The following is a 23,183-nucleotide window of genomic DNA, read 5'->3' on the forward strand; positions in this document are numbered from 1 at the left end:
TAACAATCGCGCGAAATCCATCACCGCGCATCCTGCGGTTGTAGCAGGCGGCGATCAAGCCGGAAAGACAGACTGGTGTTTCAGATTTGTGGACAAACCACCGCGACCAGTTCCGAATTGGGATCAGCCAGATCGTCGATGACATCAAAATGGTGTCGTCCTTGCGCAACAGTCCAGGGGCAGGCCCATGCCTCTGACAGGGTCCGCGCTTGCCAGAGGAAAGTGGGGCGTTCCTGCCCGCCGACCCATACATGCGCCTCGGTGCCCGGCCGCAGGGTCAGGCGGGCCGGGCTTTCAGCGGCACATTCTGCAGGATCGAGGCGCAGTTGATCGTTCATCGCGGTCTGCATCAGGGGCGCCAGTTCAGAGAGCGGGGAAATCGGCACCACCCGGCGGATGGGCGGTACGGGTTGATCGGTATTGCCCATGCGCGCTGCCAGATGCCCGCCCGCCGAATGGCCGGTGACAGTGATCTGCAGATCGGGAAGCCGCGCCGCAAGGCTGCGCAAGGCCTGCGCGATCTGTTGGGCCATCTCGGTGATCCGTGCTGCGGGCGCCAGCGTGTAGGCGGGCATGGCGCAGGCCCAGCCCCGTGCAAGTGCGCCCCCCGCAAGATGCGACCAGTCCTCGGGCCCGAAGGCCAGCCAGTAGCCGCCATGGACAAAGACCATCAGGCCGCGCGGCTTTTCATCCGGCAGAAACAGGTCCATGATCTGCCTCTCTGCCGGACCATAGCGCAGCCCTGTTTCGGCGCGCGGCCCAAGGCTTGCGCGGAAGTCGGCAGCCGCTGCGCGCCAGCGTGACGGATACGCCTCGGCGCCGGGAATGAAGGCGGCATTGGCATAGGCGGTGTCGGCGTCCTGCATGGCGGCTCCGGATTTTGTGATGACATGAACGTGGGTTTTCGTCGCCGGAAATACGGTCCATGAACGTATCACCCGTGATGGTTGCTGGAGCAAGTGATGACGGAACAGGCCGAGGACGTGCAGAAGGTGCTGGCAGGTGGTGGGCGGAAGCGTCGGGGACGGACGCTTGCGGTGCTGGTGCTGCTTGCCCTGCTGGCGGGCGGCGCGGGTTATGGCTGGTATGCGCGGTCTATGGCCGGCGCACAGGTCAGCTATGTAACCGAGCCCGCCGTGGCCCAGCCCCTGACCGTGCGCGTCACCGCCACCGGCACCGTCCAGCCCACAACCCAGGTCGAGGTCTCGTCAGAGCTTTCCGGCACGCTTGCGACTGTGGACGTTGATTACAACGACGCGATCGAGGTGGGGCAGGTGCTGGCCCGGCTCGACAGCCGGAAGATGGAGGCACTGGTCGCAAATGCCGAGGCGTCGCTGGCCCGGGCGAAGGCGCAGGTTGCGCAGGCCGAGGCAGCCGCCCGCCTTGCCGGCACCGAACTGGCCCGCGCGAAAGAGCTTGGTCAGCGCGGGATCAGCGCCCATGCCGCGCTGGAGACAGCCGAGGCCGAGGATCTGCGCGCAAAGGCCGAGCTCGACAGCGCCCGCGCCGATCTGACGCTGGCCGAGGCGAACCTGCGGCTGGAACAGGCCGATCTCGACAAGGCGACCATCCGGTCGCCGATCCGGGGTATCGTGCTGAACCGCACCGCCGAGGTGGGGCAGATCGTAGCCTCCTCGCTGAATGCGCCGGTGCTGTTCACGCTGGCCGAAGATCTGTCGCAGATGGAGTTGCAGGTCGATGTGGACGAGGCGGATATCGGCCAGGTCTCGGTCGGGAATACCGCGCAGTTCACGGTCGAGGCCTGGCGTGATCGGCCCTTCCCGGCAGAGATCACCCAGTTGCGCTTTGCCCCCGAGGACACCGAAGGCGTGGTCACCTACAAGGCGGTGCTGTCGGTCGACAACTCGGAAGGCCTGCTGCGACCGGGCATGACGGCCACTGCCGACATCACCGTCAGAACGGTGGACGACGCGCTGACCGTGCCCAACGCGGCCTTGCGCTTTGCGCCCACCGTTTCAGCCGAGCCGCGCGCCTCGCGGTCAAGTGGTGGCAGCCTTCTGTCCTTTGTCATGCCGCGCCGCCCGCCGCCATCAAGCGCCACCGCCGGTGCGCCGGGTCGGTCGGTCTGGGTCCTGCGCCAGGGCGTACCGGTCGAGATTCCGGTGACCCCCGGCCTGACGGATGGCCAGCATACCGAGGTGAAGGCCGAAGGACTGGCCGAGGGCGATCTGGTGATCGTCGATCAGACCGGGGGCTGACCGATGGCCGACCTTGTCGAGATGCCCGGCGCCCCGCTGATCGAATTTCGCAACGTGCGTCGCGTCTATGGCACTGGCGAGGCCGAGGTGCGCGCGCTGGACGGCGTCAGCTTGACCATTCGCAAGGGTGAGTTTGTGGCGATCATGGGACCTTCGGGATCGGGCAAGTCAACGGCGATGAACATCATCGGCTGCCTTGACCGCCCGACCACCGGAGAGCATCTGTTCCGGGGGGTTGAACTCGGCCAGCTTGGTCAGGACCAGCGTGCGCTGTTTAGGCGCCACTACCTTGGCTTCGTTTTTCAGGGGTTCAACCTGCTTCCGCGCACCACGGCGCTGGAGAATGTGGAACTGCCGATGATCTATCGGGGGCTGCCGCATGCAGAGCGTATCGAGCGCGCCCGTGCCGCGCTGGATCGCGTGGGGCTGAAGGGGCGCGAGGATCACCACCCCTCGCAGCTTTCAGGCGGCCAGCAGCAGCGCGTTGCCATTGCGCGCGCGCTGGCGGGGAACCCTGCGGTGATCCTTGCGGACGAGCCGACCGGCAACCTCGACTCGCACCGCTCGCATGAGATCATGGGGTTGCTGACCGAGTTGAACCGCGAGGGCATTACCATTGTCATGGTCACGCATGAGGATGACATGGCCGAATATGCCTCGCGATTCATGGAGTTCACCGACGGCCATCTGACGCGCGACCATGCGCGGCAAGGCAAGGTGGCGTGATGCTGTGGGAGACGATCCGACTGGCCGTTCAGGCGATCCGCCGCAACGTGCTGCGCTCACTTCTGACGGTTCTTGGGGTGGTGATCGGCGTCGCTTCGGTGATTGCCATGCTCACGGTGGGCGAGGGGTCTTCGCGCGCAGTGGCGGCGCAGGTGTCGTCCATGGGGTCGAACCTGTTGATCATGCGTCCTGGACGGCAAGGGTTCGGGCCGCCCGGAAGCGATGCGCCCAAGTTCGATCTGGCCGATGTTGCCGCGATACAGCAGTTGTCATCGGTCGCCTATGCCGCCCCAGTGGTCAATAGCACCCAGACTGTGGTCTACGGCAATGCCAATACATCGACCCAGATCACCGGAACGAGCGCGGCCTATCTGCCGCTTGGCGGCTGGCAAGTCACTTCCGGTCGCGCCTTTACCGATGCCGAGGAACGCGGCGGAGCGGCCTTGTGCCTTGTGGGAACCTCTGTCCGGGAAGAGCTCTTCGGTTCGGTCGATCCGGTGGGGCAGACCATCCGCATCAAACAGTTGTCATGCGACGTGGTTGGCGCGCTTGGGTCCAAGGGGGCCTCGGCCATGGGTTCGGATCAGGATGACGTCATCATCATGCCGATCCGCACCCTGCAACGGCGGATCATTGGTAATGCCGACGTCAACAGCATTTCCATAGGGCTGAAAGACGGGATATCGACCAGCCGGGGATTGCGCGATATCGGCGCATTGATGCGCGAACGCCGCAAGATCGGGGATGGTGCGGACAACAACTTCAACATCATCGACATGAAAGAGGTCGCGAGCACCCTCTCGGGCGTCAACTCGGTGCTGACGGGCATGCTGAGCGCCGTTGCCGCCGTCAGCCTGCTGGTGGGCGGGATCGGCATCATGAACATCATGCTCGTCTCGGTGACCGAGCGCACGCGCGAGATCGGCATCCGGCTCAGTGTGGGGGCTACATCTGGTCAGGTGCTGATGCAGTTCCTTGTCGAGGCCGTGGTTCTGTCCATCGCAGGGGGTGTTCTTGGCATTGCGGTAGGGCTCGGTCTGGCAGCGGGGGCGACATCGGCCATGGGGATACCCTTCACGCCGCAGGGATGGGTCATCGCGCTGGCCTTTGCCTTCTCGGCCATCGTGGGCGTGGTATTCGGCTTTTTCCCTGCGCGCCGCGCGGCCCGGCTCGATCCGATCGAGGCGTTGCGGTATCAGTGACGGCGGGGAGCAGGGGGCTGTCTGCCCCCTCTTGGGCCTGCGGCCCAATTCACCCCCGAGGATATTTGGGAAAAGAAGAAGGCCAGTCGGGGCGCTTCTCTATTGTGGAACCGTCGGATGAGCAGAGGGGGGCGCGAGCGCCCCCCTTCTTGATACAGATGGCACTGGGTCCGATCAGCCGAGCGCGTAACCTGCGCCCCGCACCGTGCGCAGGGGATCGTCACCGCCGTGCTGGCACAGCGCCTTGCGCAGCCGCCCGATATGGACATCGACCGTGCGTGTGTCGACATAGATGTCGCGACCCCAGACCCGATCCAGCAGCGCTTCGCGGCTCCAGACCCGGCCAGGCTTTTCCATGAAGGTTGTCAGAAGGCGGAACTCGGTCGGCCCCAGCTTCAAGACCTTGTCAGCCCGGTAGACGCGATGAGTTTCCGGATCGAGGCGGATGTCGTCGAACTCCAGCACGACGCCGGCTGTCGACGGGCGGACGCGCCGAAGCTGCGCCCGTGCCCGCGCCATCAGTTCCAGCACCGAATAGGGCTTGATGACATAGTCATCCGCGCCAGTTTCCAGCCCCCGCACGCGGTCAACCTCTTCGGCGCGGGCCGAGAGAAGGATGATCGGGATGGAGCGCGTCTCGGGCCGCATCTTCAGGCGTCGGCAGACCTCGATGCCCGAAAGGTTGGGCATCATCCAGTCAAGGATGATGATGTCGGGCGCGGCCTCGTCCACCATCATCATCGCCTCTTCGCCATCGGATGCCTGGCTTACGGCAAAGCCCTCGGCCTCAAGGTTATAGGCAAGAACCTCGCGCTGCGCGGGCTCGTCCTCAACCAGAAGGACGGTCGGTTGTGCCTGTGCTGACGCCATTGCCTCAGCCTTCCATCCGCGATGCGGCGGCCAGCGCCGAGACGCCGGAGTCCTTGGGGCGCTCATCGGTCGGCAACTGGCCTTCGACCAGATAGATCACCTGTTCGGCGATGCCGGTCGCATGGTCGCCCACGCGCTCGATGTTCTTGGCGATGAAGTGCAGGTGCATGCAGGTCGTGATGTTGCGCGGGTCTTCCAGCATGTGGGTCAGGAACTCGCGGAAGAGACCGTTGTACATCTGGTCGATTTCCTGATCCCGCTGGCGCACCTCATGCGCGAGCTTGAGGTCGCGCGCGATGTAGGCATCAAGCGCGTCCTTCAGCTGCATCACGACGGTGCGCGACATCCGACGGATCGAGCCCGTGGCACCGTCAATCTGCGGCAGTTGCGACAGAACGAGGCTGCGTTTGGCCAGGTTCTTGGCATAGTCGCCGCAGCGTTCCAGCTGGCCCGCGATCCGCATCACCGACAGAACGGTGCGCAGATCGGTGGCCGCAGGGGTGCGCACAGCAATCAGGCGCGCGCATTCGTGCTGGATCTGGTCTTCCATGCTGTCGATCGCGCTGTCATTCGCGCGCACCTTGGCGGCCAGCTCCTCATCGCGTGTGTCCAGCGCCTGTGCTGCGTCGAGCATGGCGGCCTCAACAAGCCCCCCCATCTTCATCACCATGGCCTGGACGCTTTCCAGATCACGGTCGAAGGACGAGACGATGTGTTTTTCGTTGATCATGGCGTGCTCCGATCAGCCGATCCGGCCGGTGATGTAGGATTCCGTGCGCGGATCTTTCGGATTGGTAAAGATCTGCCCCGTCTCGCCGTATTCGACGAGATGGCCAAGGTGGAAGAAGGCGGTCCGCTGGCTGACGCGCGCGGCCTGCTGCATCGAGTGGGTCACGATCACGACCGAGAATTGCGAGCGCAACTCGTCGATCAGTTCCTCGACCTGGGCGGTGGCGATGGGGTCAAGCGCCGAGCAGGGCTCGTCCATCAGAAGCACTTCGGGCGAGGTTGCAACCGCGCGCGCAATGCACAGGCGCTGCTGCTGGCCGCCCGAAAGGCCGGTGCCGGGGGCGTCGAGGCGGTCTTTCACCTCGTTCCACAGCGCGGCGCGTTTCAGCGACATCTCCACCACTTCGTCGAGTTCCGCCTTGTTGCGGGTCAGACCGTGGATGCGCGGGCCGTAGGCCACGTTCTCGTAGATCGACTTGGGGAAGGGGTTGGGTTTCTGGAACACCATCCCCACCCGCGCGCGCAGGGTCACGGGGTCGACGCGCTTGTCGTAGATGTTTTCGCCATCAAGTTTGATCTCGCCCAGAACCCGGGCCGATGCGACGGTGTCGTTCATCCGGTTCAGGCAGCGCAGGAAAGTCGATTTCCCACAGCCCGAGGGGCCAATGAAGGCGGTCACGGTGCCAGACAGGATATCGACGTCGACATCCTTCAGGGCGTGGTTTTCACCGTAATAGACCTGCACCCCACGGGCGGTCATCTTGGCGGTTTCAGTGGACACTTTTCTATCCGCAATTCGCATGTCGTTCATGGGCGGCCTCTTACCAGCGGCGTTCAAATCGGCGGCGCAGCACGATCGCAACCGCATTCATCAGAAGAAGGAAGACGAGAAGGACGATGATCGCGCCCGAAGCCCGTTCCACGAAGGCCGGATCGGAACGCTGCGTCCATTGGTAGACCTGCACGGGCAGGGCGGTGGCGGGCTGCATCAAGCCCTGCGGCGGCGCGGCAGGGAAGTCCTTCACAAAGGCCACCATGCCGATCAGAAGCAGGGGGGCGCTTTCGCCAAGCGCACGCGCAAGGCCAAGGATCGTGCCCGTCAGGATGCCGGGCATGGCCAGCGGCAGCACATGGTGGAAGATCGACTGCATCTTCGATGCGCCCACGCCCAGTGCCGCATCGCGGATCGACGGCGGAACCGCCTTCAGCGCCGCGCGGGTGGCAATGATGATGGTGGGCAGTGTCATCAGCGTCAGCACAAGCCCCCCGACGATGGGCGCCGACTGCGGCAGACCCATGAAGTTGATGAACAACGCAAGCGCGAGGATACCATAGACGATCGAGGGCACGGCGGCCAGATTGGCGATGTTCACCTCGATCAGGTCGGTCCATTTGTTCTTTGGGGCCATTTCTTCAAGGTAGATCGAGGTCGCGACACCGATGGGCAGCGACAGGACCAGCACGATGATCATCATATAGGCCGAACCCAGGATCGCCACGCCCAGGCCTGCGGTTTCGGGCCGCAGTTCCGACGAGTCCGACATGGTCAGGAAGCCCCAGTTCCACTTCGTCTCGATGATGCCCGCGTCATGCATGGCCTGCGCGATCTGAAGCTGCTCGGGGCTGATGTTGCTGTCGAGCTTCGCGCTCTCCATCGTGACGCGACCCTTGAAAAAGCCGTCGACGCGCGAGGTGGCAAAGGCGTTGAAAGTGATGGTTTGCCCGAGAAGCGACGGGTCGGCCAGCACCATGTTGCGCAGATCGGCCGCAGCCTCTTTCGACATCAGTCCCATCACGTCCTTTGCCTTGACGGCCGAGGTGTCGATCCCGCGGTTGGCCAGTTCAGCCTCCAGCGCCTTCTGGATCACCTTGCCATAGCCAATGGTCGTAACCTTCTTCATCACCTCAAGGTCGCGGGTGCCCGACTTGTCGAGCACGGCCTCGTCCAGGGTGATCGGGATTTCCACAACCGTCTGGCGGAAGGCACCAAAGCCGTTGCCAAGAACCGAGGTGAGGAGGAAGACCAGCGCCAGAAGGCCCACGCTGATCGCGGCCACGCCCATCAGGCGAAAGCGCGTCTCGGCAGCCTTGCGGCGGCGGGTGCGGGCATCGGCGGTCAGAAGCGAGGCGGGCCGGTTCTGCGGCGCGGCGTCATGCATGCTCGCGTCGGTCATTCGTATTGCTCCCGATACTTGCGCACGATCACGAGCGCGAGGACGTTGAGGGCGAGGGTAAAGCAGAAGAGCGTGAGGCCGAGCGCAAAGGCGACCAGCGTCTCGGGGCTGGCAAACTCGGTATCGCCGGTCAACTGGCTTACGATTTTCACGGTCACCGTGGTCATCGCCTCGAACGGGTTAAGGCTGAGCTTCGCGGCCGCACCGGCGCCCATCACCACGATCATCGTCTCGCCGATGGCGCGGCTGGCGGCCAGAAGGATGGCGCCGACGATGCCCGGCAGGGCGGCGGGAAGGACGACGCGCTTGATGGTTTCGGAATGCGTGGCGCCAAGGCCGAACGAGCCATCCCGCATCGCCTGCGGCACGGCGTTGATAATGTCATCAGACAGCGACGAGACATAGGGGATCAGCATAATGCCCATGACCAGACCTGCCGTCATCACTGACGAGGACGAGTCGCCCAGGCCGGCAGGCACGGCAATCCAGTCGCGCAGCAAGGGGCCTACGGTAATCAGGGCGAAAAGGCCGTAGACGATCGAGGGGATACCGGCCAGCACCTCGAGCAGCGGCTTCACGGTGGCGCGCACCTTGGGCGTGGCATATTCCGACAGGTAAATCGCGGCGAGCAGCCCGATCGGCGCCGCGACGATCAGCGAGATGAACGAGACGTAAAGCGTGCCCCAGAGAAGCGGCCAGATGCCCAGTGACGACCCACCGCCGAACTTCGGGTTCCAGGTGGTCGAGAAAAGGAAGTCCTTGGCCGGGTAAAGCTGGAAGAAGTGCCAGCTTTCAAAGACCAGCGAGACAATGATGCCGACGGTCGTCGCAACCGCGATCATCGAGCAGGACACGAGCAGTACCAGCACGAATTGTTCAACGAGATTGCGCGCGCGCAGTGCCGGGTTGATGCGGAGGGCGGCAAAGACAAGACCCGCAACTGCGGCCACAATGACCGCAACCGCCATCGCCATGCGCATTGACGCATTCAGGCTGCGGAATTCGCGCGCGGCATTCAGGATGGGCTCGCCGACGTTCGAGCCGAGCGCGACGCCGACCTCGGCCAGACGACCGCGGATGTCGCTCAGGTCTGCGCGCAGGGCGTCAATCCCGGCCTCGTCAAGGCCCGCCTCTTTCGCCATCGCGTCAATCCCGCCGGCGATCCGGCGCACATCGGCCATGACCAGATTGAGGCTGCCTGCGGCGGCGATATCCGCCTCGGGGACAAGGGCCGCAACGCGGTTTTCAATGATCGAGGGCTGCAGGATCAGCCACGCGCACATCAGCAGCAGCGACGGCACTGCGGTGAACAGAAAAACCGACCAGCCATAGTATGAAGGCAGCGAGTGCAGGTGCCGGGCATCACCCTCAACGGCAGAAAGCGCCCGATGGCGCCCATAAATAAAGCCGAGGACCGCAAGGCCCAGAACGATCAATGTGATTAGTCCAACGCTCATGTCTTGCGTCCGCTTGAGAGGGAAGGGGGCGCGGATACCGCGCCCCCAAGGTCTGTTGCCTTATTCCAGCGGCCCCATCGGGGTGCCCGCGGCCACAGCGGCCTGCGTGGCGGCCAGTTCCGGGTCGGACACCAGACCATAGGCAGCCAGCGGGCCATCGGGGCCAGCCATGTCATCCGACACGAAGAAGTCGATGTATTCCTGCAGGCCCGGGATCACGCCGAGATGCGCCTTCTTGACGTAGAAGTAGAGCGGACGCGACACCGGGTATTCACCCTTCGAGATCGACTCGACCGAAGGCACGACGCCGTCGATGGTTGCCACTTTCAGCTTGTCGGTGTTGTTCTGGTAGAACGACAGGCCGAAGACGCCGACAGCGGTCTTGTTGGCGGCAATGCGGGCCAGCGTCTCGGTGTAGTCGCCGTCGATGTCGACCGATGCGCCATCCGTGCGCAGCTCGAGGCACTTTTCAACGCTTTCTTTCTTCTTGGCGTCTTCGTCGGCACCGGTCGAAGCGGCCATGAACAGGTCATAGGCGCCGGTGGCCTTGCAGCCCTCTTCCAGCAGCTTCACGTCGAACACTTCGCGCGTGCCGTGCTTGGTGCCGGGGATGAAGGCAAGGATCGCCTGGGCGGGCAGGGCGGCGTTCACGTCGGCCCAGTTCTTGGCGGCGTTGGCAACCAAGGCGCCGTCCTTGGCGACATTTGCGCCGAGCGCATTGTACACGTCGGCCGGGGTCAGCGCGAAATCGGGGCCAGCGATATCCGAAGCGAAGACGATCCCGTCATAGCCGATGCGGACTTCCATGATTTCTTCGACGCCGTTCTGCTTGCAGAGGTCGATGTCCGACTGCTTGATGCGCGACGACGAGTTGGCGATGTCGATGGTGTTTTCGCCCACGCCTTCGCACAGCTTCTTGCGGCCAGCGCCCGAACCGCCGCCTTCCACGACCGGGGTCGGGAAGTCGAAGTTCTCGCCGAAGGCTTCGGCCACGATGGTGGCATAGGGCAGAACGGTCGAGGAACCGGCGACCTGAACGTTGTCGCGCGCCATCGCGACGGTGGCCGAGGCAGCGATTACAGCGATCGCAGAGGCGCTGAGTTTCATGGCAGACATGGGTTGCTCCGATTTTGTCCGTCAACGGGGCGCGACCTTGCGCCCTTGGGCCGGGTGCTATCTGTCGGCTGTGACCCTTCTGTAAGATTTGTGTAACAGGTTTGTAAAATTGCCCCTTGGATGCACCATTTTCATCCTCTGTCAGCGTTCGCCAGAAGCCTTGCAACTTGCCCGCCAGAGGTGCCATTCCCCGTAGGAGCATGCATCACATTGACTTGTCGACCAAAAGCGGGACAATTGATCGTATGGGGTCCCGCGAGCACCCCACGAGGCGCCAGCCGAAGATCGCGTTCACGCCCTGATTCCATCGAACCCAGAGGGGAGGAACGCAGATGCCTGCGCCTGATTCCATGACATGTGACAGACTCGCGAAACTGATCGGCACGCCCCGTGCCCCGATCGTGCTGGATGTGCGGCGCGCGGCGCTGCGCAGTGCCGACCCGCGGCGGATTGCATCGGCCCGCGCGCTTGATGAGGCAGATATTGCGCCCGATGCACTTGCGTCTTTGTCGCAGGGTCTGACGGGGCAGTCGGTCGTCGTTGCATGTGCTGCCGGTCACGCCCGAAGCCAGGGCGTTGCGGCCTGGTTACGCCAGCAGGGCGTGCAGGCCGAATACCTCGAGGGCGGGCATGAGGCGTGGATCGCGTCAGGCCATATCACACATGATCCGACCGCGATTACCGCGCGCGACGGGCAGGGCCGCAGTCTGTGGGTGACGCGGTCACGCCCCAAGATCGACCGGATCGCCTGCCCCTGGCTGATCCGCCGCTTCATCGATCCGCGTGCGGTCTTTCTCTTTGTCGCTCCGTCCGAAGTGCTGGCGGTGGCCGAGCTATTCGGTGCGGCGCCATTTGACATCGAGGGCACATTCTGGAGCCACCGCGATGAGGGATGCACCTTTGACACGATCCTGACCGAGTTTGGTCTGTCGTCCCCGGCGCTGATGCGGCTGGCCGCCATCGTAAGGGGCGCCGACACCGCGCGCCCCGATCTGGCGCCGGAATGCGCGGGCCTTCTGGCGGCATCGCTGGGTCTGTCGCGGATGTATTCCGACGATCTGGCCCAGCTCGACGCAGGCATGTCACTTTATGATGCCTTTTATCGCTGGGCGCGGGATGCGACGGACGAGACTCATAACTGGCCTGTGAACAGCGGAAAGCAGAAATGAAAGATACGCCTCAGTATCCGACACTGGCCGAAGCCGCGAAGGTCTGGGCGCGGATCGCGGCGCTGTCTTTTGGTGGTCCTGCGGGGCAGATCGCGGTCATGCACCGAATTCTGGTCGAAGAGCGGCGCTGGCTGGGGGACGGGCGGTTTCTGCATGCGCTCAACTTCTGCATGCTTCTGCCGGGGCCGGAGGCACAGCAACTTGCCACCTATATCGGCTGGCTGATGCATGGGGTACGGGGCGCGCTGGTGGCGGGCCTGCTGTTCATCGCGCCGGGCGTCATCGCGATCATGGCGCTGAGCTGGGTCTATGCCGTCTGGGGCGATGTCGGGTTCGTCTCGGCGCTGTTCTTCGGATTGAAGGCGGCAGTTCTGGCCATCGTGTTGCAGGCGGTGGTCCGGGTCGGCAAGCGTGCGTTGAAGAATACTGCGATGAAGGCAATCGCTGCGGCATCCTTCGTCGCGATCTTTGCCTTTGGGGTGCCCTTTCCACTGATCGTGGCGGTGGCTGCCCTGATTGGCTGGGCGGGGGCGAAGGCGGGGCTTGCGGGGTTTCATGGCGGCGGCGGTCATGGCTCGGTTGGCAAGACCCATGTGGATGACGCGGCGACCCTGCTGGGCGAAGAGCATGTCAATCTGACCGGCGCAACCCATGCGGGGGCGTTTCGCGCGGGGCTTGTCGCGCTGGTGCTGTGGTTGGTGCCGGTCGTGGCACTTGTGGTTCTGGCGCCCGACAGCGTGTTTGCTGACATCGCCACCTATTTCTCGAAGCTCGCCGTGCTGACTTTTGGCGGCGCCTACGCCGTGCTCGCATGGGTCGCGCAGGCGGCGGTCGGCACCTATGGCTGGCTGGAACCGGGCGAGATGCTCGACGGTCTTGGCATGGCGGAAACCACCCCCGGTCCGCTGATCATGGTACTGCAGTTCGTGGGCTTCATGGGCGCTTTCCGCGAGGCGGGCTGGGCGATGCCCTTGGTCGCTGGCACTCTTGGCGGGCTTTTGACCACGTGGGTCACTTTCGCGCCCTGCTTTGCCTGGATCTTTCTCGGCGCGCCCTACATGGAGCGTCTGCGTGCCAATGCGGCACTCGCCGCAGCGCTTACGGCAGTGACAGCCGCCGTTGTGGGCGTGATCCTGAACCTGTCGATCTGGTTTGCCATCCATGTGGTCTGGCAGCAGGTCTGGCGGTTTGACGCGGGCCCGGTGTCGATGGAATTGCCTGTCCCCGGATCGGTCAACTGGCTGGCAGCGGTGCTATCGGTTCTGGCCCTGATCGCGGTGTTCAGGCTGAAGCTAGGCATGGCGACCGTTCTGGGCGGTGCAGCGGCACTTGGGGTGCTGCTGCATCTGGCCGGGCTGATCTAGCCCGCCCGCATCGCGTGGGAATGACACCGCCGAAGGGCGTCAGACCAGACGGCTGACGCCCACTGCCGCGCGCACGAAATCGGCAAACAGCGGATGCGGGGCAAAGGGCTTCGACTTCAGCTCCGGGTGGAACTGCACGCCAATGAACCACGGATGGCCTTTGACCTCGACGATCTCGGGCAGCTTTCCGTCGGGCGACATGCCCGAGAAGATCAGCCCGCAGCTTTCCAGCTTGTCCTTGTAGCGGATGTCCACCTCATAGCGATGGCGGTGCCGCTCTTCTATCTGGGTGGTGCCGTAGACCTCGGCCACCTTTGATCCGGGCATCAGCGTCGCGTTATAGGCGCCAAGCCGCATGGTGCCGCCCTTGTCGTCGCCGACCTTGCGCTCCACCTTGTGGTTGCCCTGCACCCATTCCTTCAGGTGATAGACGACCGGAGTAAAGCGCTTGGCGCCTGCCTCGTGGTCAAATTCTTCCGATCCGGCATCGGTCAACCCGGCCAGATTGCGGGCCGATTCGATGACCGCCATCTGCATGCCAAGGCAGATGCCCAGATAGGGGATCTGCTTTTCACGGGCATAGCGGGCGGCCTTGATCTTGCCTTCGGTCCCGCGCTCACCAAAGCCGCCGGGAACGAGGATGGCCTGAAAACGCTCAAGATAGGGCGCCGGGTCCTCGCGCTCGAAGATTTCGCTGTCGATCCACTCGGCCTTCACCTTGACGCGGTTGGCCATGCCGCCATGGGTCAGCGCCTCGGCAATGGATTTGTAGGCATCTTCCAGCTGGGTGTACTTGCCCACGATCGCCACGCGAACCTCGCCCTCGGCGTTGGTCAGGCGGTCCATCACGTCTTCCCAGCGGGTCAGATTGGGCTTGGGCGCGGGCTCGATGCCAAAGGCGTTCAACACCGCCTGATCCAGCCCCGCGCGGTGATAGGCCAGCGGAGCCTCATAGATGGTCTTGAGGTCATAGGCGGGGATCACCGCGTCCTTGTGGACGTTGCAGAAGAGGGCGATCTTCTCGCGCTCCCGTTCCGGGATCGGGTGCTCGCTGCGGCAGACCAGCACGTCAGGTGCCAAGCCGATGCTTTGCAATTCCTTGACGCTGTGCTGCGTAGGCTTCGTCTTCAACTCGCCGCTGGCCGACAGGTAAGGCAGCAGCGTCAGGTGCATCAGGATGCATTCTCCACGCGGGCGTTCGTGGATGAACTGGCGGATCGCCTCGAAGAAGGGCAGGCCCTCGATGTCGCCCACCGTGCCGCCGATCTCGCACAGCATGAAGTCGCACTCGGCCTCGCCGATGCGCAGGAAGTCCTTGATTTCATTCGTCACGTGCGGAACGACCTGGATCGTCTTGCCCAGATAGTCGCCACGGCGCTCTTTCTCCAGCACGTTGGAATAGATGCGGCCTGAGGAGATCGAGTCGGTCTTGCGCGCCGAAACACCCGTGAACCGCTCATAGTGCCCAAGGTCGAGATCGGTTTCCGCGCCGTCGTCGGTCACAAAAACCTCGCCATGCTCAAAGGGTGACATGGTGCCCGGATCGACGTTCAGATAGGGGTCCAGCTTGCGCAACCGCACCGAATAGCCGCGGGCCTGCAACAGCGCGCCAAGTGCGGCCGATGCGAGCCCCTTGCCAAGCGAGGAGACGACGCCGCCGGTAATGAAGATGTAACGCGCCAAGGTCGGGACTCCCGTGTCAATCGTTTCGGATCAGGCGATTCGTCAAAGCAGAATCGCAGCACCACGGGAGTTGAGCCTTAGCCGGATTTCCGCCAAAGCGCAACAGATACCGCAAGATGCTGTTCGGCCCCGCGGCGCGGGGCCTAGAAATTGTGGTGGCGATCAGTTGTTCGGCGCAGGCGTGGCCGGAGCGGTCTGCGTGGCGGGCTGCTCGGGCGCTGCGGGCGTGCCCTCGGCTGGCGCATCGGCGCGTGGCGGCGGCACAGGTGCGTCGGCGGTGGGCGGCGGAAGCAGGCTGCCCCCACCAAGCGGTGCCGTCGGCGTCGCCGGGGCGACCGGGGCCGAGCCTCCGATCTGTTCCACGACCGAGCTGCTGTCGGCCGAACGCGCTGCCAGAATGGTCAGCGTCAGCGAGGTGATGATAAAGCCGATGGCAAAGATCCAGGTCAGCTTGGTCAGCGCATTTGCGGCACCACGCGCAGAGATCGCGCCGCCGCCGCCGCCCATGCCAAGCCCGCCACCCTCCGACCGCTGCAACAGCACGACGCCGATAAGCAGAAGCGCAAGGATCAGGTGGATCGTAAGGATGACATTTTCCATGGGGCGGCCGTTCTTCCGTGCTGACGCGCCTATCTAGGCGGAAGGGACAGCCCGCGCAAGCCCTGCTCTGCCCTCGACGCCACGCGGGCGCGATGACCCGGCCTAATCTTTTCTTCTTTTCCCAAATATCCTCGGGGGGAGGCCCGGAACGGGCCGTTGGGGGGCAGACAGCCCCCCGCGCGACGTCAGGGTCAGAGAACCCCCTTCTCATATAGTGCCTGCGTCTCTGCCAGTGCCTCGTCCAGACGCTTCCCTGTCGTATATGGGGCCAGATGGGCGGGATAGGCCTGATCCTCTGGCAAGATGGGTGATGCCAATGGCGCCCCGATCACGGTCTGCACGGGGATAACCCCGGCCCAGACCGGGTGGCTGCCGTCGATCTCGTCATCCCCCACATTCTCGGCGCGAACCTTGGCCGAGGCGGCCTCAATCTCCATCGCCACAACCGAGGTCGCCTTGATCTCCTGATCCGTCATGCTGCGCAATTCGGCATTTCGGCCGGGGTACAGCCGGTCGGTAATGGCCAGAAGTGCCCGGCGCTTCTCCGAAGGATCGTCAATCAACCGGGCGGTTCCAAAGACCATGGCGGAACGGAAGTTGCAGGAATGGTTGAAGGCTGAACGGGCCATGACCAGACCATCCAGATGGGTGACCGTCAGGCAGACCGGCGCCCCCTTTCCCTGCGCGCGCAGCATTCGGCTGGCCGAGGAGCCGTGCCAGAACATCGTCTCGCCCTCGCGCCAGTGAATTGTCGGCGTGCAATAGGGCTGTCCGTCAATGACATAGGCCACATGGCAAAGCAGCGCGCTGTCCAGAATGGCGTGGACGGCTTTACGGTCATACACCGCGCGCTTCGGGTTGCGCCTGATCCGGCTGATCGGGGTTTTCGCGTAGTCTTTCATGGCATCCTCACTTGATACGGACCGGTCTATCGCAGTAGATTGGTCTGAAAGAGGTCCAATTCAGTGAAAAGAATTCAGACCAATCTGCCGGATCTCTCTGGTATGGTTCCCGTGCTTCCCGATCACGGGCCAAGGCCACGCGCGCTCTATTCCGCGCTGCGCCGGATGATAGAGGGGGGGCAGCTGCGTCCCGGTACGAAACTGCCGCCGACGCGCGAGCTGGCCGCGCAGCTTCAGATTGCGCGCGGTGCGGTGGTGACCGGCTATGAGACGCTGATCGCCGATGGCTTTGCGGTGGCGCGTGTGGGCGCGGGAACCTTTGTCGCCGATGCCGTGCCGCGGGTCGGGGAACAGCCTGCGCCAGTGGGTGCGCGCTTTGAAGCGTTGGATCTTCCAGGGGATCTCGGGCTCGCCTGTCCCGATCCGGTCAGCCTTGCCGTGCTGCGACGGCTGATCAACCGCACACTTGCCCGCCCTCCAGAGAGCCTCTTTCACTATGCCGATCCGCGTGGCGGCCTGCGTCTGCGGACCGAGGTGGCCGAATACCTGCGCACGGCACGCGGCCTCAGGCTGCATGAGGCGCAGGTGATCCTGACATCTGGTACGCAAGGCGCGCTCGATCTGATCGCGCGTGCAGTGCTTGCTCCGGGCGATCGTGTATGGATGGAGGATCCGGGCTACCCGAGCGGCAAGGCCGCCCTGTCGGACCAGACCCTGATCCCGGTTCCGGTGGATGCGGAAGGGGTGGATGTGGCGGAAGGGATCGCCCGCGCTCCTGATGCCCGCGCGGCCTATGTCACGCCCTCTCACCAGTTTCCGCTGGGGGTGGTCATGTCGATGCGCCGCCGGCTTGATCTGCTGGCCTGGGCCGAGCGGCAGGGCGCGTGGATCATCGAGGACGACTACGATTCCGAGTTCCGCTTTGAAGGCGCGCCGCTCGCCGCCTTGCAGGGGATGGATGGGGCGGGCCGCGTCATCTACATCGGCACATTCTCCAAGGCGCTGATGCCCGGCCTGCGCGTCGGCTACATGGTGCTGCCGATGCCGCTGGTTGACCCAGTCCTGTCGTTGCGTCGCCGCATCGACCGCGCGCCCCCGGGCGTGATCGAGCCCGCACTGGCCGAGTTCCTCGCCTCGGGTGGCTTTGCCGCGCATCTGCGTCGCGCAAGGCGCAGAGTGCGGCTGGCGCGTGATGCGCTGGTGGCTGAACTGACGCAGGCTGGCCTTCCGGTCACGCCACCCGAACAGGGGCTGCATCTGACCTTGCGTCTGCCAGATGGGAGCAATGATCTGGAGGTCGCGGCCCGCGCCCGCACACACGGCTTTGGCGCCCGTGCACTATCCTCGATGTATCTGGGGCCAAAGCGGCCCGGCCTTGTCATCGGGTATTCCGGCCACACCCCTGAGGTGCTGTCACGCGCGGCGCGGCGCTGGCTTGATGCGGCCAAACCGGGCGATGCGACCTGATCCCGACAACACCCATGCTTTGCGATTTTCCTCTGTCATCGCCGGGCCTCTCTCGATATACGGTCGCGGGTTTCACTTTGCCGAAGGATAGCGGGCATGGCCAATGTCGTCGTCGTGGGCGCCCAGTGGGGTGACGAGGGGAAGGGCAAGATCGTTGACTGGCTCAGCGAGCGGGCCGACGTGATCGCGCGCTTTCAGGGCGGACACAACGCGGGCCATACGCTCGTTATCGGCGGCAACGTCTACAAGCTGTCGCTGCTGCCTTCGGGTATCGTGCGCGGTGGCAAGCTGTCTGTCATCGGCAATGGTGTGGTGCTTGATCCCTGGCATCTGGTCACCGAGATCGCCAAGCTGCGCGGGCAGGGTGTCACCATCGACGCCGAGAACCTGCTGATTGCCGAGAATACCTCGCTGATCCTGCCGCTGCATGGCGAACTGGATCGCGCGCGTGAAGGTGCCGTGGGCGTCGCCAAGATCGGCACCACAGGGCGCGGCATCGGCCCGGCCTATGAAGACAAGGTGGGCCGCCGGGCGATCCGCGTGGCTGATCTGGCCGATGCGGCAACGCTTGAGACCCGCGTGGACCGTCTGCTTGCGCACCATGACGCGCTGCGCAAGGGCCTGGGGATGGAGCCGGTTGACCGTGCAGGTCTGATCGCGCAGCTCACGGAAATCGCGACGCAGGTCCTTCCCTTTGCCGCGCCGGTCTGGAAGGTTCTGAACGAGGCCCGTCGCGCGGGCAAGCGCATCCTGTTCGAAGGCGCGCAAGGCGCGCTGCTGGATGTGGACTTCGGCACCTATCCCTATGTGACCTCCTCGAACACGCTGGCGGGTCAGGCTGCGACCGGCGTGGGCCTCGGCCCGACCGCGATCGATTTCGTCCTTGGCATCGTCAAGGCCTATACGACGCGCGTGGGCGAGGGCCCGTTCCCGGCCGAACTGCACGACGCTGATGGCGAACGTCTGGGCGAACGCGGGCATGAGTTCGGCACCGTCACCGGGCGCAAGCGCCGTTGCGGCTGGTTTGATGCGGTGCTGGTGCGCCAGACCTGCGCAACCTCTGGCGTTTCGGGCATCGCGCTGACCAAGCTGGATGTGCTCGACGGTTTCGAGACGCTGAAGATCTGCGTGGCCTATGATCTCGATGGTCAGCGCATCGACTATCTGCCCACGGCTGCCGACCAGCAGGCCCGTTGCAAGCCGATCTACGAAGAGTTGGAAGGCTGGAGCGAGTCGACCGCAGGCGCCCGGAGCTGGGCAGAACTGCCCGCCGCCGCCATCAAATATGTGCGCCGCGTGGAAGAGTTGATCCAGTGCCCGGTCGCCATGCTCTCCACCAGCCCGGAACGGGACGATACCATCCTCGTCACCGATCCCTTCGCGGATTGATCCATGGCCCTTGGTTACCGCACCCGGAAATGGCTGTCGCTTCTGATCCTCGTGGTCGGGCTGCCCCTCTACATCGGGGCGGTCTGGGGGATCATGGGCGCGATGGAACGTCCGCCGATCTGGGTTGAACTGCTGGTCTATATCGGGCTCGGGTTCCTCTGGGCGCTTCCGTTCAAGTTCATCTTTCGCGGTGTCGGTCGGGAAGACCCGGATCGCAAGGACGACGCCGGAAAATAAGAAAAGGGCGGAAGGTGATCCTTCCGCCCTTATTTTTTTTTATATGGTCTGGTCAGCCAACCAGCTTGCGTGCCTCGGCCAGAAGGTCGTTCTCGTCCGACAGCGCATACTGGCCACGCTTGACCTTGATGATCCGGCCGGTCCGCAGAAGCGCGCCAAAGCTGCGCAGCGCGTCTTCCCGTGTCGCCGATTCACCCGTCATCGCATCGACCTGACGCATGATCTGCGGGCGCGAGAAATATGTGCGCCCTTCGATGCAGGCGGCATAGGCGGCAGCGGCCTCCAGAAGCGCGGGCAGGTTCTCTGCGCCAAGGCGTTCGGCGAATTCGGCGAAACCTTTCACGTCCGAGAAAAGTGCAGCCTCATCCCCGACATCGACATAGTCGGTGGTTTCGGGCTGAACCTCATCCTCTTCGCGCGTCACAAGCTCGGTCAACAGGACCGGGGGGCGGGCCGGGTTCGTCAGCTGCATTGTCCGCAGCGCGGTCACGTTGTCGGTCTTGGGCAGGTCAATCCGTTGAGCGCTGACCAGAACGAGCGGCGCCATTGCCGGAGCCTTGGCGGGCGCCTCGGACGGGGCTTCATCCTTGACGATCTCGGCGGGCTCGTCCGAGCCAGCGGCCTGGTTGGGGCGCATGATCCGAGACAGGACCGAGCGATAGGGATCGATCCGGTCTTCTTCGTTCACGGGCTTTGCGGCACCCGCGCGACGCTCGGCGACGGTGGCTGCGACGGCTGCTTTCAGGTGCTGGATCGCCGACAGTCTGCGACGATTCTCGATGCCTTCCATCTGCGAGTTGGTTTCCGCAAGCAGCCGCGACACAGCCGGGTCACTCTCATCGGCCAGCGCGTCAAAGCGCGGATGCTGGGGGGGCGGAGCACTGAAAGAACGGTCAGGGTCTTGTTGCGGACGGGCAGGGCGGGCGGGGCGGATGACGCGGCCGGGCTCTTCGGCCACGGGTTTGTCCTCCAGCGCTGCGGTCTCAGGGGCCTCATCGACGACTTCGGCATCGGCCACGTCAGCGGGGCGCAGACGGACGATGCGGGCGCGGGCGCGTTGAATGCGCCCGGGCAGCACTGCGCCCGCATCGTCCTCGGCAGCCTCGTCCGTGGTTCCCTCCTCCCCGGATGCGGCAAGCTCAATTGTCTCGTCTTCGAAGTCGTCCTCGTCCTCGTCATCTGCTGCGACTTCAGGCCCGGCAAGGTCCTCTGCATAGGGCTCATCGCTGTCATCAACGTCGAGTTGCGCCGCCTCGGCCACATCGGCTGAGGTTTCGGCAAAATCATCGTCCTGCGTCTGACCTTCGTCATCCGACGACAGCCGGGCGAGGATGGCCGAGACCGTATCATCGCCAGAAAGGTCGATCGCGGCGGCAAGGTCGGCCACTTCGGGCGCGGCCTCGGCGGCGTCGAACTGCGCTTCGTCGTCCTCAGTAAAGGCCTCGATCCCGGTGGCCTCGATCTCGGTCTGCGCTTCGGCTGCAGTCTCGACTTCGGGTTCTGCCAAAGCGGCTTCGGCGACGCTTGCGGTCAGGGCAACCAGATCGACCTCCGCCCCAAAATCTGCCTCGGGCTCGGGCATCGGCGCCATGCGGGCGACGGGGGTGTCCTCGTCCTCATCGTAGGCCGGCACCGTCCGGGCATCGATGGGGGTCTCACGGCTGCGGATACGGCTCAGCCGGGCGGCAACGGAGTCTGCCGGGGTGGGCTGTTCTGCAATGGGCGAGGGCTGCGACATGGGCATCGAGACCGCCGCCATCGCGGCGGCCGGCATCTCGTCCGCGGCCGCATCCGGCTCATCATCATTGCGGGCCCGCAGGATTACACCGTTTTCCTTGATCTTCGCCTCGACCCGGCGCTGGATCTCGCGCTCGGCCAGACGGTGCAGCATTGCGGCATCCGGGGTGGGCGGCTCGGCGCCGAAATAGCGGTCCTCGGCAGCAAGCTCGCGGAAGTATTCCGCGATGGCCTTCATCATGCTGAAGGGATCTTCGAAACCTTCGAGGGTGCAGGAGAAGGTGCCATAGGACACCGTCAGTATTTTGTTGGCACCATTCATGGGGTATTCGCCCTCTGCTGTCGTTGAGTCGACTTTACCTTCGGTCGGTTCGATTCCATGGACAGATGTGGGTAATTTGAAGGATTGATTATGGCCGCAGCGTCAGCTTCCCGCCACAATTCGAGAACAATCAACGGATGAACGGGCATTTTGTTGTCTCAGACGCGGGGATTACGCTCGTCGCGGGCGGCCCTGTTGACCGCACGACGCTGCGGATGGCGCTGAAACATGCACCGATGCTGGTGGCAGCAGACGGCGGGGCTGACCGCGCACTGCGCCACGGGGCCGAGCCCATCGCCGTCATCGGTGATCTCGACTCGATCAGCGACGCCGCCCGCACCCGCCTTGGCGCGGGCAGGCTTCATCACGTGGCCGAACAGGAAACGACCGATCTGGACAAGTGTCTGCGTTCGATCAAGGCGCGCTTCATTCTGGCCATCGGTGTGACGGGCGGGCGGCTGGATCATGCCTTGGCGGCGCTCTCTTCGCTGCTGCGGTATCAGAAGGCGGGTGGGGCGCCCTGCATCGTGATTGCTGGCCGCGATGTCATTTTTGCCGCCCCGCGCAGCCTTGCCTTGCGTCTGCCGGTGGGCGAACGGATCTCGCTCTTTCCCATGGCGGCGATCACAGGGCGCAGCACCGGCCTGCGCTGGCCGATCGACGGGCTGACGCTTGCGCCCGATGGCCGCATCGGCACCTCGAATGAGGTGCAGGACAGGCGTGTGACACTCGATTTCGACGGCGACGGGATGCTTGTGATCCTGCCCCGGCGCAGTTTGCGCATGGTGATCGCGGCGCTGGCCTAGAAGCTTGGGTCGGCCATCGCATCCGCGCTGCGCTGGCGCGCGGCGGCGCGCTCCCGCCACAGGACATAGAGGCCAGAGCCGATGATGATCGAAATGCCGATCCAGGTCATCACGTTCGGGAAGTCACCGAAGACCAGATAGCCAAGGATCACTGCCACGACGATTTCAAGATAGTGCAGCGGCGCGAGCGTGGCCGAGGGGGCAAATTTCAGCGCATAGGTCATGCACATGTGGCTGACCGCCGCCCAGAAGCCCACGCCAAAGAGCCAGAGCCAGACGATGCCTTCTGGCTGTGCCATCATCAGTGCCGGGATCGCCGCCGCATCTCCCCACCACAGGATGGGTGCGCAGATCAGCGTGCCCGCGATGGCGGTGTGCAGCTGCATCGGCACCGGCTCCATCGAGGGGGCAATGGCGCGGGTGATCAGCATGTAGAAGGCAAAGAGGAAGGCCGTGCCCAGCGGATAAAGCGTGACAAGACCAAAGGTCGCGAACGCGGGCTGGATCACGAAAAGCGCCCCCGCAAATCCCACGATAGAGGCGATGATGCGGCGCCTGCCCACCTCATCCCCAAACAGCAGTTTGCCGAGGAACAGAAGGATGAAGGGCTCGACGAAGACCAGCGCCAGCGCATCGGCGATTGGCATGATGGCGATGCCTGCGATGAAGCAATAGGTCGAGGCGACAAGGAACGCTGCCCGCAGGAAGATCAGGGCTGCAACGCGCGGAGTCAGGTGACCCCAGGTGCCAAGAAGGGCCGCAACCGGCAGCATTAGCGCCGCCTGCACCACAAAGCGCGCCAGCGTGATCTGCCCAACCGGCAGCGTCTGTGCCGCCAGTTTGGACGAGACGTCCAGCAAGGGCGCAAGGATGCAGAACGCGATCATCAGGATCGCGCCGAACACCACACGGTCGGGGCGGGAGGGGGCTGCAGCAGTGGTCATGGCCCCGTGAATACCCCTTTATCGCCACCTGCGGCGTGCCGGATGCGACGCGATTGCGTCGCAATCCTTG

General features: G+C 64.2%; 21 protein-coding genes. 9 read left to right on the forward strand and 12 right to left on the reverse strand.

Annotated features, from left to right (window positions below; all coding sequences use genetic code 11):
- Positions 1-80: 80 nt before the first annotated feature.
- Positions 81-866: an alpha/beta hydrolase gene (locus tag FQU74_RS11190; RefSeq protein ID WP_146286545.1), complete on the reverse strand. Its 786-nt coding sequence runs from the start codon at positions 864-866 to the stop codon at positions 81-83.
- A gap of 96 nt (positions 867-962) precedes the next feature.
- On the opposite strand from FQU74_RS11190, the gene FQU74_RS11195 reads away from it, so the two are divergent.
- The 3 genes from FQU74_RS11195 to FQU74_RS11205 are packed head-to-tail and all read left to right on the forward strand — an operon-like array spanning position 963 to position 4,147.
- The gene (locus FQU74_RS11195) at positions 963-2,219 is read left to right on the forward strand and encodes an efflux RND transporter periplasmic adaptor subunit (RefSeq protein WP_146286546.1); all 1,257 of its coding nucleotides are present in this window, start codon (positions 963-965) and stop codon (positions 2,217-2,219) included.
- A 21-nt stretch (positions 2,220-2,240) separates the two neighbouring features.
- Positions 2,241-2,945, forward strand: a complete 705-nt coding sequence (locus FQU74_RS11200) for an ABC transporter ATP-binding protein (protein WP_146286656.1) — start codon at positions 2,241-2,243, stop codon at positions 2,943-2,945.
- Entirely contained in the window at positions 2,945-4,147 is a 1,203-nt protein-coding gene (locus FQU74_RS11205; protein ID WP_146286547.1) for an ABC transporter permease, read from the forward strand. Before FQU74_RS11200 ends, FQU74_RS11205 begins: the two co-directional genes overlap by 1 nt.
- Before the next feature lie 174 nt (positions 4,148-4,321).
- Here the strand turns inward: FQU74_RS11205 and phoB are convergent, their stop codons facing one another.
- The 6 genes from phoB to FQU74_RS11235 are packed head-to-tail and all read right to left on the reverse strand — an operon-like array spanning position 4,322 to position 10,493.
- Complete coding sequence (phoB, locus tag FQU74_RS11210) at positions 4,322-5,017, reverse strand: phosphate regulon transcriptional regulator PhoB (RefSeq protein ID WP_146286548.1); 696 nt, start codon at positions 5,015-5,017, stop codon at positions 4,322-4,324.
- Positions 5,018-5,021: 4 nt separating this feature from the next.
- Positions 5,022-5,747, reverse strand: a complete 726-nt coding sequence (phoU, locus tag FQU74_RS11215; RefSeq protein ID WP_146286549.1) for a phosphate signaling complex protein PhoU — start codon at positions 5,745-5,747, stop codon at positions 5,022-5,024.
- Between the two features lie 12 nt (positions 5,748-5,759).
- Positions 5,760-6,548, reverse strand: a complete 789-nt coding sequence (pstB, locus tag FQU74_RS11220; protein ID WP_373289016.1) for a phosphate ABC transporter ATP-binding protein PstB — start codon at positions 6,546-6,548, stop codon at positions 5,760-5,762.
- A gap of 19 nt (positions 6,549-6,567) precedes the next feature.
- A complete protein-coding gene (gene pstA, locus FQU74_RS11225; protein WP_146286551.1) occupies positions 6,568-7,920 on the reverse strand; it encodes a phosphate ABC transporter permease PstA in 1,353 nt (450 codons plus the stop codon).
- Entirely contained in the window at positions 7,917-9,377 is a 1,461-nt protein-coding gene (gene pstC, locus FQU74_RS11230; RefSeq protein WP_146286552.1) for a phosphate ABC transporter permease subunit PstC, read from the reverse strand. The genes pstA and pstC overlap by 4 nt, the downstream gene beginning before the upstream one ends.
- 60 nt (positions 9,378-9,437) lie before the next feature.
- On the reverse strand, positions 9,438-10,493 hold the full coding sequence (locus tag FQU74_RS11235) for a PstS family phosphate ABC transporter substrate-binding protein (protein ID WP_146286553.1): 1,056 nt from the start codon (positions 10,491-10,493) through the stop codon (positions 9,438-9,440).
- A gap of 332 nt (positions 10,494-10,825) precedes the next feature.
- Here FQU74_RS11235 and FQU74_RS11240 point away from each other — a divergent pair, with 332 nt between their 5' ends.
- Together FQU74_RS11240 and chrA are read left to right on the forward strand one after the other, a co-directional pair.
- Complete coding sequence (locus FQU74_RS11240) at positions 10,826-11,662, forward strand: chromate resistance protein ChrB domain-containing protein (protein ID WP_146286554.1); 837 nt, start codon at positions 10,826-10,828, stop codon at positions 11,660-11,662.
- Positions 11,659-13,026, forward strand: a complete 1,368-nt coding sequence (chrA, locus tag FQU74_RS11245) for a chromate efflux transporter (RefSeq protein ID WP_146286555.1) — start codon at positions 11,659-11,661, stop codon at positions 13,024-13,026. The genes FQU74_RS11240 and chrA overlap by 4 nt, the downstream gene beginning before the upstream one ends.
- Positions 13,027-13,065: 39 nt before the next feature.
- Here chrA and FQU74_RS11250 read toward each other — a convergent pair whose 3' ends face one another.
- The 3 genes from FQU74_RS11250 to FQU74_RS11260 form a co-directional block, all read right to left on the reverse strand.
- Positions 13,066-14,709, reverse strand: coding sequence for a CTP synthase (locus tag FQU74_RS11250; protein ID WP_146286556.1), 1,644 nt, complete (start codon positions 14,707-14,709; stop codon positions 13,066-13,068).
- Between the two features lie 162 nt (positions 14,710-14,871).
- The gene (gene secG / locus FQU74_RS11255) at positions 14,872-15,309 is read right to left on the reverse strand and encodes a preprotein translocase subunit SecG (RefSeq protein WP_146286557.1); all 438 of its coding nucleotides are present in this window, start codon (positions 15,307-15,309) and stop codon (positions 14,872-14,874) included.
- Between the two features lie 191 nt (positions 15,310-15,500).
- Positions 15,501-16,211, reverse strand: a complete 711-nt coding sequence (locus tag FQU74_RS11260) for a pyridoxamine 5'-phosphate oxidase family protein (protein WP_146286558.1) — start codon at positions 16,209-16,211, stop codon at positions 15,501-15,503.
- Positions 16,212-16,274: 63 nt separating this feature from the next.
- Here FQU74_RS11260 and pdxR point away from each other — a divergent pair, with 63 nt between their 5' ends.
- The 3 genes from pdxR to FQU74_RS11275 all read left to right on the forward strand — a co-directional run bounded on the left by pdxR (position 16,275) and on the right by FQU74_RS11275 (position 19,304).
- Positions 16,275-17,678, forward strand: a complete 1,404-nt coding sequence (gene pdxR, locus FQU74_RS11265) for a MocR-like pyridoxine biosynthesis transcription factor PdxR (RefSeq protein WP_206665018.1) — start codon at positions 16,275-16,277, stop codon at positions 17,676-17,678.
- Between the two features lie 96 nt (positions 17,679-17,774).
- On the forward strand, positions 17,775-19,067 hold the full coding sequence (locus FQU74_RS11270) for an adenylosuccinate synthase (RefSeq protein WP_146286559.1): 1,293 nt from the start codon (positions 17,775-17,777) through the stop codon (positions 19,065-19,067).
- 3 nt (positions 19,068-19,070) lie between these two features.
- Positions 19,071-19,304: a DUF2842 domain-containing protein gene (locus FQU74_RS11275; RefSeq protein WP_146286560.1), complete on the forward strand. Its 234-nt coding sequence runs from the start codon at positions 19,071-19,073 to the stop codon at positions 19,302-19,304.
- Between the two features lie 52 nt (positions 19,305-19,356).
- On the opposite strand, the gene FQU74_RS11280 is transcribed toward FQU74_RS11275, so the two are convergent.
- Positions 19,357-21,282, reverse strand: a complete 1,926-nt coding sequence (locus FQU74_RS11280; protein WP_158635578.1) for a hypothetical protein — start codon at positions 21,280-21,282, stop codon at positions 19,357-19,359.
- Positions 21,283-21,500: 218 nt separating this feature from the next.
- Between FQU74_RS11280 and FQU74_RS11285 the strand changes: the two genes are divergently transcribed.
- Positions 21,501-22,169: a thiamine diphosphokinase gene (locus FQU74_RS11285; RefSeq protein ID WP_146286562.1), complete on the forward strand. Its 669-nt coding sequence runs from the start codon at positions 21,501-21,503 to the stop codon at positions 22,167-22,169.
- Here FQU74_RS11285 and FQU74_RS11290 read toward each other — a convergent pair.
- Positions 22,166-23,113 carry a DMT family transporter gene (locus FQU74_RS11290; RefSeq protein ID WP_229704363.1) on the reverse strand — a complete coding sequence of 316 codons (948 nt, stop codon included), beginning with the start codon at positions 23,111-23,113 and terminating at the stop codon, positions 22,166-22,168. The two genes, FQU74_RS11285 and FQU74_RS11290, sit on opposite strands and share 4 nt — an antisense overlap.
- Between the last annotated feature and the right edge of the window lie 70 nt (positions 23,114-23,183).

Source organism: Gemmobacter aquaticus (assembly GCF_007859075.1).
Classification (GTDB): Bacteria; Pseudomonadota; Alphaproteobacteria; order Rhodobacterales; family Rhodobacteraceae; genus Gemmobacter; species Gemmobacter aquaticus.